The sequence below is a fragment of the Streptomyces sp. NPDC059443 genome, assembly GCF_042750105.1.
Taxonomy (GTDB): domain Bacteria; phylum Actinomycetota; class Actinomycetes; order Streptomycetales; family Streptomycetaceae; genus Streptomyces.
The window spans coordinates 70478-83658 of sequence record NZ_JBHYVM010000010.1 but is presented as its reverse complement, the minus strand read 5'-3'; the positions used below and the strand labels follow the sequence as shown (position 1 = coordinate 83658).

The following is a 13181-nucleotide window of genomic DNA, read 5'->3' as shown; positions in this document are numbered from 1 at the left end:
CGACGGCCGCCCCGGCGGGAGCTACGCGTCCAGGCCGATGGCGAAGGCCGCTTCCAGGTCGTGCTGGGAGTACGTGCGGAACGCCACGTGGGTGTCCGTGGCCTCGACGCCCGGGATCTTGCTGATGCGGCCCGGGATGACGTCCGCCAGGGCCTCGTGGCGGGCCACGCGGACCAGGGCGATCAGGTCGTACGTGCCGGTGACGGAGTAGACCTCGCTGACGTTCTCCAGCGCCGCGATGGCCTCGGCGATCTCGGGGATCCGGTCCACGCTGGTCTTGATGAGCACGATCGCGGTGATCACGGTTGGCCTTCTCCCTCGCCGGCAGTCACTGGTCGGCCCACTCTAGTCCCCCGCCGGTAGCGGACCCACGCGTAGAGGAAGCCCGCCGAGAAGCCCACCACGTGGGCCAGATAGGCGACCCCCGGGCCGCTTTGGGCCCGGTGCGCGGCCAGCCACTGGAGGGCGAACCAGAACATCAGGACGATCCACGCCGGGAACCGCAGCGGCAGGAAGAACAGGAACGGGAACAGGCTCGTCACCCGGGCCTTGGGGAACAGGCACATGAAGGCACCGAGGACGGCCGAGATCGCGCCGGAGGCGCCGACCAGGGTCTGGTCCGAGGAGGCGTTGGCCGCCGCGTACGCCGCCAGGGCCAGGTAGCCCGTGGCCACGTAGAAGCAGAGGAACCCCGCCCGGCCCATGCGCTGCTCCGTCATCTTCCCGAAGACGTAGAGGAAGAGCATGTTGCCCAGCAGGTGCAGCCAGCTGCCGTGTACGAACAGGGCCGTCAGGGGAGTGAGCAGTGGCCGGCCGCCGCTGCTCAGCAGTCCGCCCGTGAAGAGTTCGTCCGGGACCACGCCCCAGCGCCGGAAGTACGCGGTCCCGTTCGCCAGCAGCTGGTCGCCCGTCCCGTAGACCGGATCGAGCCCCGACGCCGGGCTCAGGACGAACACCGCGCAGCAGGCGGCGATCAGTGCGCGGGTGACCACCGGGCCCCGGGCGGCCTCGCGCAGGGCCTGCCACTTTACGATCATGCGACCGAGCATGACCCAGCCCGCCCCACCCGAGGGTGCGGCAGGCCGTAGGGTTACGAGCTACGCACGTCCGCGCACGCATGCCCGCGTGCGCAGGCCCGTGTGCGCGACGACGTGTAAGACATAGAAGGAGAGAGCGGCCTGATGACGGTTCCCCTGCCGACCGACACCACCCGGTGGCGCTGCACCCTGTGCGGCAACCTCACGCGTTTCGACGTCACCCGTTCGTCGAAGGTCGTGGAGTACGTCCACCTGGACCTCGCCGGGGAGCCCAAGGTCGAGGAGCGCGAGGTGGTCAATGAGACCATCGAGTCGGTCCGCTGTCGCTGGTGCAACGCGGTGGACCAGATCGAGCTCGTGGACAGGCCGGGCGCGGACTCCTGACGGAGCCCGGCCAACAGGTCAATGACGGTAGGGGTGACGGATTGTGGAGCCAGAAAGCGGCGCTGAGGCGGCCGACGCGGCCGGCGACGCCGCCGAGGTGCTCGACCGCCCGCTGCCGGAAGGCGTGCGGCGCCGGGTCGTCGCGCTCGTCTCGGACGCCTTCGGCGGTCTGACGGTCGCGGACCTCCCGGCGCAGCTGCGCCAGTACGCCCGTTTCACCCCGACCCGGCGTGCCAAGTTCGCGGGCAACGCCATGGCGACGGCCGTCGAGACGGACGCCGTCTTCCGGGGCCGGGTCGCCGAGAAGCTCCGCGAGGCGCAGGCCGACCTGGCCGGGGCGCTGGAGTCCGGGGCTCCGCCCGCCGCCGCCGATCCGCTGGACGTGGCGGCGGCCGCGTACGTCCTGAGGCCGGCCGGCTGGGCCAAGCTGGTGGCCGCCGCGGGCGAGGAGGCGCAGCGCGCCGACGCCGAGCGCGTCGGCGAGGAGACCCGTAGGGAGATGGACCGGCTCCGCGAGGAGCTGGCCCACGTACGGGAACTGCAGCGCGCCGGCGGTGACCAGGTGCGGGTGGAGCTGGAGGCGGCCCGCAAGGAAGCGGAATCGCTTCAGCGCAAGCTGCGCAGCGCCCTCAGCGACGTCAAGCGGGGCGACGCCGCCCTGCGCAAGATCAACGCCGAGGTCGACGGGATCCGCGGCGAGGCCGCCGCACAGGTGGCCGCCGCCGAGAGCGAGACCCGGCGGCTCAAGTCCCGCCTGGCGGAGGTGGAGTCGGCGCTGGAGACCTCGCGCCGGGCCACCCGCGAGGGGCGCAGCATCGAGGACATGCGGCTGCGACTGCTGCTGGACACCGTGCTGGACGCCGCGGCCGGGCTGCGCCGGGAGCTCGCGCTGCCGCCGGTCTCCACGCGGCCCGCCGACACGGTGGAGGCGGTGGAGCCGGGCCGGATGACCCCGAAGGACATCGCGGCGCGCGCCCTGTCGGAGACCGACCCGGCGCTGCTGGACCAGTTGCTGGCGCTGCCTCAGGCGCATCTGGTGGTCGACGGCTACAACGTCACCAAGACCGGCTATCCGACGATGCCGCTGGAGAAGCAGCGGCTGCGGCTGCTGGGCGGGCTGTCGATGCTCGCCGCGCAGACGGGTGCCGAGATGACCTGTGTCTTCGACGGGGCGGAGCTGGCGGCCCCGGTGCTGCTCGCGCCGCCGCGCGGGGTGCGGGTGCTGTTCTCGAAGGCCGGGGTGACGGCGGACGAGCTGATCCGCCAGCTGGTGCGTGCCGAGCCGCCGGGCCGCCCGGTGGTCGTGGTCTCCACGGACCGCGAGGTCGCCGACGGGGTGGCCAAGGCCGGAGCCCGGCCGGTGACGTCCGCCTTGCTGCTGAAGCGGCTTTCGCGAGTTTCGTAACTGCTGGGCCGAATGCCGGAATTGGCAGGGGTTCGAGGGAACGTACCGTCAAGTGGTCTGCACAGAGCGTGCACTGAAGGTAAAAAGCCTGGTCGCGGAGCGAGTTTTTCCCCGGCAGGATTTGAACTGATCACAGAAGGGTCACTAGGGTCAGGTCAAACCTTCGTGCGGTAGTTCACTCATTCGGGGTGATGGCGAAGGTGTCGCCGAGTCTGCGTTCTTCGGCGGCTCCAGGAAGAAGGAGCTCGCCTTCGTGGCGTCCCACCGTCGACCCAAGCAGCCGACCCGCATGCGCGTGACCGTCCTCACCGCCACCGCCGCCGCGGCTGTCGCCCTCACCAGCCAGGCCGCCAACGCCGCCCCGGCCCAGCCGAGCAAGGACGAGGTCAAGAGCAAGGTCGACGCGCTCTACGAAGAGTCGGAGCAGGCCACCGAGAAGTTCAACTCGGCCAAGGAACGCCAGGACAAGCTCGAAAAGGAAATCGGGCAGCTCCAGGACGATGCCGCGCGCGGCCAGCAGGAGCTCAACGCCCTGCGCGGCACGCTCGGCTCGATGGCCAGCGCCCAGTACCGCACCGGCGGCATCGACCCGTCCCTCGCGCTGTTCCTCTCGGCCGACCCGGACAGCTACCTCGACAAGGCCTCCACGCTGGAGCAGTTGAGCGGCAAGCAGGTCGACGCGGTCGAGAAGATCCAGGCCAAGCAGCGCAGCCTCGCGCAGCAGCGCCAGGAAGCCGCGGGCAAGCTCAGCGACCTCGACGCCACCCGCAAGGAACTCGCCGCGAAGAAGAAGGACTCCTCCGACAAGCTCGCCGAGGCCCAGGCGCTCCTCAACACCCTGACGGCGCAGGAGCGGTCGCAGATCAAGGACGAGGAAACCCGCGCCAGCCGCGGCGCGGGCGACCGCGTGGACCTGGGCAACGTGAAGGCCTCCGGTCGCGCCGGTGCCGCCCTCGCCGCCGCCCAGACGAGGCTGGGCGATGCGTACATCTCCGGCCACACCGGCCCGGACTCCTTCGACTGCTCGGGTCTGACCCAGTGGGCGTACGCGCAGGCGGGCGTCTCGATATCGCGCGTCACCTTCACCCAGGTCAACGACGGCACCCGGATCGGCAAGAGCCAGCTCCAGCCGGGCGACCTCGTGTTCTTCTACGACGACCTGCACCACGTCGGCCTGTACGCCGGCAACGGGATGGTGCTGCACGCCTCGAACCCGCGCGGCGGCGTCAAGTACGAAGCCATGGGCAACATGCCGTTCCAGTTCGGCGTCCGCGTCGGCTGACGGACCCGGACCCGGCCGCGGCTCAGGCCCCGGCCGCCCTCGCGGGACCTACGGGGCGCGCCGCACACCGCCCATCCGGGCGAATTCCGCGCCCCCGCTCTGACCACACGCCCCGCCGGTGACCTGCGTCTCCGGCGGGGCGTCACTGTGTGTGCCCGCCGGAGGTCGTTGGCCGGTGCCCGGTGGCGCGGCTACTGTCTGCCAGCGCGGAACCCCGGCACACGGCCGTCCACGGTGGGCGGACCCGGTCCCGCGCAGCGGAAGGGAGCGGTTTCACGTGGCGTCCCATCGCCGGTCCGGGCCCAGCATGCTCGACCGGAACACGAAGGTCACCGTCCTCACCGCCGCGGCGGCGAGCGCCGCGGTCGCCATGACGGGCGCACCCGCGAACGCGGCCCCCGGCCTCCCGCACGAGCCCCCGGCCGGCACCCGTGCCCAGGTCGACCGGCTCTTCGAGGAGGCCGAGCAGGCCACCGAGCGCTTCAACCAGGCGGGCGAGAGGGCCGGCCGGCTCCGGGCCGAGGTCGAGCGGGTCCAGGACGCGGTGGCCCGCGGCCAGGACCGCATCAACACCATGCGCGGGATCCTCGGGACCTACGCCGGAGCCCAGTACCGGGCGGGCGGCATCGATCCCTCCGTCGAGCTGATGTTCTCCGAGAACCCCGACGAGTACCTCGCCAAGGCCGCCACCCTCGACCGACTGACCGGCCGTCAGGCCAGGCAGCTCGACGAACTCCGCTCCGAGCAGCGCCGGCTGGGCCAGGAGCGGGAGGAGGCCTCCCGCAAGCTCGCCGAACTCGACGCCCTGCGCGCCGACGTGGCGAAGGAGAAGCGTGCCGTCACCGCGAAGCTCGCCGCCGCCCGCCGGCTGCTGAACGCCATGCCCACGCAGGAGCGCGCCGACTTCGAACGCGCCTCGCGCTCCGGCGGCCGCCCCGACGCCCTGCCCGAGCCGGACCTGTCCACCTCGCTCGGCCCCTCCTCGGGCCGCGCCGCGACCGCCGTGATGGCGGCCCGCTCCGCCGTCGGACGGCCGTACGTCTGGGGTTCCACCGGGCCCTCCGGTTTCGACTGCTCCGGGCTGATGGTGTGGTCGTACCGGCAGGCGGGAGTCGCGCTGCCGCGGACCTCGCAGGCGCAGCGGTACGCCGGCCGTCAGGTGCCGCTCTCCGAGGCGCGGCCGGGCGACCTGGTGACGTACCGCTCGGACGCCAGCCACGTCGGGATGTACGTGGGCAACGGCCAGGTGGTGCACGCCCCGTACCCGGGTGCGCGGGTGCGCTACGACCCGGTCGGAATGATGCCGGTGTCCTCGGTGACCCGGCCCTGAGGGGCGGGCTGCGTACGATCGGGTGATGTTCCCGGGCCCGGTCCGTTCCCGCCACCCCCTCCTGCGCGTACTGCCGCCGCTGGCGCTGCTGCTGTGCGTACCGCTCGCGGGCTGCGCCCCCGGCGCGGGCTCAGCCTCCACCTCTGCTTCCGCTTCGGGTTCCGCTTCCGTCCCGGCCGGCTCCGCGGCCGAGCGGGCCGTCCGCCGGGCCGTCGCCGCCTGGTCGGCGGCCCCGCCCGAGCGGCTCGGGGCGATCCCGCTGGAGGACTGGTCGTACGAGGTCTCCTCGGTCCGGGAGGACGGCGTACGGGCCTTCGCGCGCGCGGAGCTGCGCTACCGGCTCACCGGCTACGACGCGGCCCCCGCCGGATCGGCCCGCGAGCTGGAACTGGCCCGGCAGGACGGCTCCGGCGGCCCCGGAGGCCCCGGCGGCTCCTGGACCGTGGTGGCCGACCGGCCCGCGCCCGGCGCCCCGCCGCAGCTGTGGGACCAGGGCCCGGTGACCGTCGAGCGGGGCGTGCACGCGCTGGTGCTCGGCGGTGCCGGCCAGAGCTCCGATTCCCTCTCCGTGATCGCCGCCGAGGCCGACAAGGCCGTCCCGGCCGCGAGCGCCGCCTGGCCGAGGCCCTGGGCGGGCCGGGTGGTGGTCCTGGTCCCCGGCTCGCTGGACGCGATGGCGGCGCTGCTGGGCCGCCCGGCCGACGAGTACCGCGGCCTGGGCGCCGTCACCACCGGGCGGACCGGAGCGGGCCCGGCCCCCGCCGACCGGGTCGTGATCAACCCGGAGGGGTACGGGCAGCTCTCGGCGGAGGGCCGTCAGGTCATCCTGACCCACGAGACCACCCACGTCGCCACCCGCGCGGCGACCACCGCGAAGACCCCGCTCTGGCTCTCCGAGGGCTTCGCGGACTGGGCGGCGTACCGGGGCAGCGGCCGCAGCGCGGCCGAGGTCGCACCGGCGACCGGCCGGGCGGTGCGCCGGGGCGACCTGCCGGCCGGGCTCCCCGACGACGCGGCCTTCGCCTTCGGCGGGGACGCGGAGGCGCTGGCGCGGGCGTACGAGGGCTCCTGGCTGGCCTGCCGGCTCATCGCGAGCCGGTGGGGCGAGGCGGCGCTGGTCTCGCTGTACGAGACCGCCGGACGGGAGTCCCTCCCCTCGGCGACGGCCGAGACCCTCGGGACGGACCCCGCCGGGCTGACCCGGGCCTGGCAGGAGGAGCTGCGGCGCGAGTTCCGCTGACCCGCGCGGGTCCGTTGCCGGGGGCCAGCCCCCGGACCCCCGCTCCTCAAACGCCGGAGGGGCTGGATCCGGTCCGGTAGGGTCGGCTGACGATGCACAAGACGCTGATCGTGACCAACGACTTCCCGCCGCGCCCCGGGGGCATCCAGGCCTTCCTGCACAACATGGCGCTGCGGCTCGACCCCGAGCGGGTCGTCGTCTACGCCTCCACCTGGAAGCACTCCGCCGAGGGCCGCGCGGCCACCGCCGCCTTCGACGCGGAGCAGCCGTTCCAGGTCGTGCGCGACCGTACGACGATGCTCCTGCCGACTCCGAGGGTGACCCGGCGGGCCGTGGGCCTGCTGCGCGAACACGGCTGCGAGTCGGTGTGGTTCGGGGCGGCGGCCCCGCTGGGCCTGATGGGCCCCGCGCTGCGCCGGGCCGGGGCGAAGCGGATCGTGGCCACCACGCACGGGCACGAGGCGGGCTGGGCGCAGCTGCCGGCCGCGCGGCAGCTGCTGCGGCGGATCGGCGAGGGCACGGACACGCTGACCTACCTGGGGGAGTACACGCGTTCGCGGATCGCCTCGGCCCTGACGGAGCAGGCGGCGGGGCGGATGACGCAGCTCCCGCCCGGGGTGGACGAGAAGACCTTCCACCCGGGATCGGGCGGCGCCGAGGTCCGCGCCCGGCTGGGCCTGGCGGACCGCCCGGTCGTGGTGTGCGTATCGCGGCTGGTCCCGCGCAAGGGCCAGGACACGCTGATCGAGGCGATGCCGGGGATCCTGGCGGCGCTGCCGGACGCGGTGCTGCTGATCGTCGGCGGCGGACCCTACGAAGCGGACCTGCGGGCGCTGGCCGTCGCGACCGGGGTCGCGGACTCCGTGGTCTTCACGGGCGCCGTCCCCTGGTCGGAGCTCCCCGCCCACTACGGCGCCGGGGACGTCTTCGCGATGCCCTGCCGGACCCGGCGCGGCGGCCTGGACGTCGAAGGCCTGGGCATCGTCTACCTCGAAGCCTCCGCGACGGGCCTGCCGGTGGTCGCGGGCGACTCCGGCGGAGCCCCGGACGCGGTACTGGACGGGGAGACGGGCTGGGTGGTCCCGGGCGGCGCCCCCGCCGACGCGGCGGACCGCATCGTGGCCCTGCTCCGGGATCCGGCCCTGCGCGCGCGCATGGGCGAGCGGGGCCGCGCCTGGGTCGAGGAGAAGTGGCGCTGGGACCTCCTCGCACAGCGCCTGCGCGAGCTCCTGTAGCGCACGGGCCGGGCCTGCCGGCCGGTCCCGTCGCCCGGACCCGCCTGCCGGGGTCCCCTTCCCCGCAGAGGGCGGATTATCGCTGCCGACGGGCCGATCGCGGGCAGAGTCGAGCAAACCGGGCGGGCGCGGGCGGAGTCCGCCTACGGTCGAGCCATGTCTGACTGTTACTCAGAAGCGTGTCAGTGCGGGTTATGGCCGGTTGGGCGGAATCCGCTCATGATGCGGCCATGACACCAAACCTGACGCGCCGTCACGTCCTCGGGCTCGGCGCCCTCCAGACGGCCGCCGCCCTCGGCTTCACCCGGATCGGCCTGCAGTCCGCGGCCGCCGCCGAGCCGGCGGCCGCGACGTACGCCCCGGCCATCGTCGTCGGCTCCGGCTACGGGTCCGCCGTGGCCGCCCTCCGCCTCGGCCAGGCCGGGGTGCGCACCGTGGTCCTGGAGATGGGCCGGCTCTGGGACACCCCGGGGTCCGACGGGAAGATCTTCCCGTCCACCTCCGCTCCCGACCAGCGCTCCATGTGGTACCGCACCCGCACCGAGGCCCCGCTCGCCCAGTTCCTCTGGCTGGACGTGGTCAACCGCAACATCAGCCCGTACCCCGGGGTCCTGGACCGGGTGAACTACGGGGACATGTCCGTGTACGTGGGACGCGGGGTCGGCGGCGGCTCCCTCGTCAACGGCGGCATGTCGCCCACGCCGAAGCGCTCGTACTTCACCGAGGTGCTGCCGCGCGTGGACGCCGACGAGATGTACGGGACCTACTACCCCAGGGCCCGCGCCATGCTCGGCGTCAACGACATCGACCCGGCCTGGTTCGAGTCCACGGAGTGGTACCGCTTCGCCCGCGTCTCCCGCAAGCACGCCCAGAACACCGGCCTGAAGACCACCTTCGTCCCCAACGTCTACGACTTCGAGTACATGAAGCGCGAGGCCGCCGGCACCGCCACCAAGTCCGCGCTCGCGGGCGAGGTCATCTACGGCAACAACCACGGCAAGAAGAGCGTCGACAAGACCTACCTCGCCGCCGCCCTCGGCACCGGCAACGTCACCATCGAGACCATGCAGCGCGTGGTCGGCGTACGGCAGGACCCGGCCGGAGGCTACGTACTGACCGTCCAGACCAGCGACACCACCGGCCGCGTCACCCAGGTCCGCGAACTCGGCTGCCGACAGCTCTTCCTCGGCGCCGGCAGCCTCGGCACCACCGAGATCCTGCTGCGCGCCCGCGAGACCGGCACGCTGCCCGCCCTCAACGACAAGGTCGGCCTCGGCTGGGGCCACAACGGCAACGTCATGACCGCCCGCGCCAACCACCTGTGGGACACGGTCGGCGCCAATCAGGCCACCATGCCCGCCATGGGCATCGACGACTGGGACAACGCCTCGAACCCGGTCTTCGCGGAGATCGCCCCGCTCCCGATGGGGATCGAGCACTGGATCTCGATGTACCTGGCCATCACCAAGAACCCGGAGCGCGGGCACTTCACGTACGACGCGGCCAGCGACTCGGCGAGGCTCCAGTGGACCCGGGACCAGAACACCCCGTCCGTCAACGCGGCCAAGTGCCTCTTCGACCGCATCAACCGGGCCAACTTCACGATCTACCGCTACGACCTCTTCGGCGACAACAAGAACTTCGCCGACAACTTCACCTACCACCCGCTGGGCGGCTGCGTCCTGGGGGACGCGACCGACGACTTCGGCCGCGTCAAGGGCTACCAGGGCCTCTACGTCACCGACAGCTCGCTGATCCCCGGATCGCTCGGCGTGAACCCCTTCGTGACCATCACCGCCCTCGCGGAACGGAACATGGCCAGAGTCCTCGCCGAGGACCCGCGCTGACCCTTCCGGCCCGTACTAGCCCCGGTAGAGCGCTTCGATCTCGTCCGCGAAGTCCTTCGCCACCACATTCCGCTTGAGCTTCAGCGAAGGCGTGATGTGCCCGGACTCCTCCGTGAACTGGGAGGGCAGAATGCGGAATTTCCGCACCGATTCCGCCTTGGAGACCGCCGCGTTGCCGTCGTCCACCGCCTTCTGGACGGCGGCGATGAGGTCCGCGTCCTCACGCAGCTCGGCGGCCGTCACACCGGCCGGCTTGCCGTGCTCCGCGGCCCAGCGGCCCAGGAACTCCTCGTCGATGGTGACCAGCGCGGCCACGAACGGCCGCGCGTCGCCGACCACCATGCACTCCGCGACCAGGGCGTGCGCCCGGATCCGGTCCTCGATCACCGCGGGGGCCACGTTCTTGCCGCCCGCCGTGACGATGAGCTCCTTCTTGCGCCCGGTGATCGCGAGGTAGCCGTCCTCGTCGAGCGTGCCGACGTCGCCGGTGTGGAACCAGCCGTCGGTCAGCGCGTCGGCGGTGGCCGACGGGTTGTTCCAGTACTCCTTGAAGATGTGCTCGCCGTGCAGCAGCACCTCGCCGTCGTCGGCGATGCGCACCACGGAGCCGGGGAGCGGCTGGCCGACCGTGCCGATCTTCGTCTTGTCCCACGGGTTGAAGGCCGTGGCCGCGCAGGACTCGGTCAGCCCGTAGCCCTCCAGCACCGTGAAGCCGATGCCGCGGAAGAAGTGGCCGAGCCGCTCGCCCAGCGGGGCGCCGCCGGAGATCGCGTACTCGCCGCGCCCACCGAGGACCGTGTGGAGCTTGCTGTAGACCAGCTTCGTGAACAGCTTGTGCTTGAGCTTGAGCCCGAGGGGCGGACCGCCCGGGAGGTCCAGCGCGCGGCTGTACGCGATCGCCGTCTCGGCCGCCGCGTCGAAGATCTTGCCCTTGCCGTCGGCCTGCGCCTTGGCGCGCGCCGAGTTGTAGACCTTCTCGAACACGCGCGGCACGCCGAGGATCAGCGTCGGCTTGAAGGACTGCAGCTCGTCGGTGAGGTTCTTGATGTCCGGTACGCAGCCCAGCCGGATCGGCGCCAGTACGGCCGCCACCTCCACCAGGCGTCCGAAGACGTGCGCGGCCGGCAGGAAGAGCAGTACGGAGCACTCGCCGGTCCGGAAGAGCGGGCTGAGGCGCTCCACGATGTTGCCGCACTCGGCGAAGAAGCTGCGGTGGGTCAGTACGCAGCCCTTGGGGCGGCCGGTGGTGCCGGAGGTGTAGACGATGGTGGCCGGGTCGTCGGCGCACGCCAGCGAGCTGCGCGCGTCGACCTCGGCGTCGGAGATCCCGGCGCCGGCGGCGGCCAGCGTCTCCAGCGCGCCCTGCTCGATCTCCCAGACCTCGCGCAGCTCCGGCAGCCGGTCGCGCAGCGCGGTCACGGTGGCGGTGTGCGCGGGGGACTCGGTGACGACGGCGACGGCGCCGGAGTCGCCGAGGATCCACTGGATCTGCTCGGCGGAGCTGGTCTCGTACACGGGGACGGTGACGGCGCCCGCGCTCCAGATCGCGAAGTCGACCAGGACCCACTCGTAGCGGGTGCGGGAGATCAGGGCGACCCGGTCGCCGGGCTGGATGCCGGCCGCGATCAGGCCCTTGGCGGCGGCCCGCACCTCGGCGAGAAACTGCGTCGCGCTGACGTCCTGCCACTGGCCGGCGACCTTGCGGGCCATGACGGCGGTGTCGGGATGCTGAGCGGCGTTGCGGCGGATGAGATCCGTCAGGTTCCCGTCCGACGGGACCTCGTACAGGGCCGGAAGGCTGAACTCGCGCAAGACTGCTGCTCCTCTGGGCGCCATCGCCACCATGTGGACCGACCGGACGTTACCCACCGGTAGTGGGTTCCGGATAGAGGGAACCGGCCGATTGTTCCGTGAGTCACATACCGCGGCCGTGCCCTGCCGACAGTAGTCGACCCCGTTTGCGACTCGGAAGTAACCGCAGGTCCGGCCGCTGCTCCGGATTCCCTACCCGCGGTGGCCGCTCGCCCATAGGGTGGCTCCATGGGTGGCACGCGGAGTGGTAGTCAGGCCAGGGTGGGCACGGAGCGCCGTAGCGGTACGCGGGTGCACGTGGTCAGCGACGTCCACGGGAACGCCGAGGCCCTCGCCCGTGCCGGAGAGGGCGCCGACGCGCTGATCTGCCTCGGTGACCTGGTCCTCTTCCTCGACTACGCCGACCACTCGCGCGGCATCTTCCCCGATCTCTTCGGCGTGGAGAACGCCCACCGCATCGTCGAACTGCGCACCGCGCGCCGTTTCGACGAGGCCCGCGAATTCGGCCGCAGGCTGTGGGACGGGCTGGACCGGGAGCGGCTGATCGAGGGCGCGGTCCGCCGCCAGTACGCAGAGATGTTCGCCGCCTTCCCCCGGCCGACGTACGCCACCTACGGCAACGTCGACGTCCCGGGCCTGTGGCCCGAGTACGCCGGCCCCGGCCTGACGGTCCTCGACGGACAGCGGGCGGAGATCGGCGGCCGGGTCTTCGGCTTCGTCGGCGGCGGGCTGCCGACGCCGATGCGCACGCCCTACGAGGTGTCCGAGGAGGAGTACGCGGCCAAGGTGGAGGCGCTGGGCGAGGTCGACGTCCTGTGCTCGCACATTCCGCCCGAGGTTCCGGAACTCTGCTACGACACGGTGGCGCGCCGGTTCGAACGGGGGAGCGGAGCCCTGCTCGCGGCCATCCGGCGGACCCGGCCCCGGTACGCGCTCTTCGGCCACGTCCACCAGCCGCTGGCCCGGCGGATGCGGATCGGCGCCACGGAGTGCGTGAACGTGGGCCACTTCGCGGCGACCGGAAGGCCGTGGGCCCTGGAGTGGTGAGGTCCGCGCGCGCGATAGCCTTCACGCGGCGGCCCCGGCCGTCCGCACACTTCCTCGAATTTCTCCCCGGAGGAGCGACCGCGATGGCGGAACACACCAGCTCTAGCATCACGATCGAGGCGTCCCCGGCCGACGTCATGGCCGTGATCGCCGACTTCGCCCGCTATCCCGAGTGGACCGGCGAGGTGAAGGAGGCCGAGGTGCTGGCCACCGACGCCGAAGGCCGCGCGGAAAAGGTCCGGCTGCTGCTGGACGCGGGCGCGATCAAGGACGACCACACGCTGGCGTACGCCTGGAAGGGCGGCGACGAGGTCAGCTGGACGCTGGACAAGTCCCAGATGCTGCGGCAGCTGGACGGCTCGTACCGGCTGGCACCGCTGGCGGGCGGGACGAAGACCGAGGTCACGTACCAGCTGACGGTGGACGTCAAGATCCCGATGCTCGGGATGATCAAGCGCAAGGCGGAGAAGGTCATCATCGACCGGGCACTGGCCGGCCTGAAGAAGCGGGTGGAAGCCCCCGCTTCCGCCTGACCCCGCCACAGCACCAGGAGCCGTCCCCC

General features: G+C 72.4%; 12 protein-coding genes. 9 read left to right on the top strand and 3 right to left on the bottom strand.

The features are described 5' to 3' along the window. Positions 1-21: 21 nt before the first annotated feature. Together ACFXDJ_RS12585 and ACFXDJ_RS12580 are read right to left on the bottom strand one after the other, a co-directional pair. Positions 22-303 carry an Lrp/AsnC ligand binding domain-containing protein gene (locus ACFXDJ_RS12585; protein WP_215027823.1) on the bottom strand — a complete coding sequence of 94 codons (282 nt, stop codon included), beginning with the start codon at positions 301-303 and terminating at the stop codon, positions 22-24. Further along, a complete protein-coding gene (locus ACFXDJ_RS12580) occupies positions 300-1037 on the bottom strand; it encodes a rhomboid family intramembrane serine protease (RefSeq protein ID WP_384657954.1) in 738 nt (245 codons plus the stop codon). Before ACFXDJ_RS12580 ends, ACFXDJ_RS12585 begins: the two co-directional genes overlap by 4 nt. 144 nt (positions 1038-1181) lie before the next feature. Between ACFXDJ_RS12580 and ACFXDJ_RS12575 the strand changes: the two genes are divergently transcribed. The 7 genes from ACFXDJ_RS12575 (at position 1182) to ACFXDJ_RS12545 (ending at position 9760) form a co-directional block, all read left to right on the top strand. After that, complete coding sequence (locus ACFXDJ_RS12575; protein ID WP_008738811.1) at positions 1182-1421, top strand: hypothetical protein; 240 nt, start codon at positions 1182-1184, stop codon at positions 1419-1421. 40 nt (positions 1422-1461) lie between these two features. After that, a complete protein-coding gene (locus tag ACFXDJ_RS12570) occupies positions 1462-2826 on the top strand; it encodes an NYN domain-containing protein (protein WP_384849035.1) in 1365 nt (454 codons plus the stop codon). A 253-nt stretch (positions 2827-3079) separates the two neighbouring features. Then, positions 3080-4108 (top strand): NlpC/P60 family protein, encoded by a 1029-nt coding sequence (locus ACFXDJ_RS12565; RefSeq protein WP_384654034.1) that lies wholly within the window; start codon positions 3080-3082, stop codon positions 4106-4108. 277 nt (positions 4109-4385) lie between these two features. Beyond that, positions 4386-5438 carry an NlpC/P60 family protein gene (locus ACFXDJ_RS12560; RefSeq protein ID WP_384654036.1) on the top strand — a complete coding sequence of 351 codons (1053 nt, stop codon included), beginning with the start codon at positions 4386-4388 and terminating at the stop codon, positions 5436-5438. Positions 5439-5463: 25 nt separating this feature from the next. After that, on the top strand, positions 5464-6678 hold the full coding sequence (locus tag ACFXDJ_RS12555; RefSeq protein ID WP_384848989.1) for a hypothetical protein: 1215 nt from the start codon (positions 5464-5466) through the stop codon (positions 6676-6678). A gap of 92 nt (positions 6679-6770) precedes the next feature. Next, a complete protein-coding gene (locus ACFXDJ_RS12550) occupies positions 6771-7913 on the top strand; it encodes a glycosyltransferase family 4 protein (protein WP_384848985.1) in 1143 nt (380 codons plus the stop codon). Positions 7914-8143: 230 nt separating this feature from the next. Further along, positions 8144-9760, top strand: a complete 1617-nt coding sequence (locus ACFXDJ_RS12545; protein ID WP_384848982.1) for a GMC oxidoreductase — start codon at positions 8144-8146, stop codon at positions 9758-9760. Between the two features lie 15 nt (positions 9761-9775). Here the strand turns inward: ACFXDJ_RS12545 and ACFXDJ_RS12540 are convergent, their stop codons facing one another. Then, positions 9776-11572, bottom strand: coding sequence for an AMP-dependent synthetase/ligase (locus ACFXDJ_RS12540; RefSeq protein ID WP_384661351.1), 1797 nt, complete (start codon positions 11570-11572; stop codon positions 9776-9778). A gap of 228 nt (positions 11573-11800) precedes the next feature. On the opposite strand from ACFXDJ_RS12540, the gene ACFXDJ_RS12535 reads away from it, so the two are divergent. After that, a complete protein-coding gene (locus ACFXDJ_RS12535) occupies positions 11801-12619 on the top strand; it encodes a metallophosphoesterase (RefSeq protein WP_384661353.1) in 819 nt (272 codons plus the stop codon). Between the two features lie 83 nt (positions 12620-12702). Next, positions 12703-13152: an SRPBCC family protein gene (locus tag ACFXDJ_RS12530; protein ID WP_384661356.1), complete on the top strand. Its 450-nt coding sequence runs from the start codon at positions 12703-12705 to the stop codon at positions 13150-13152. The last annotated feature ends 29 nt before the right edge of the window (positions 13153-13181 follow it).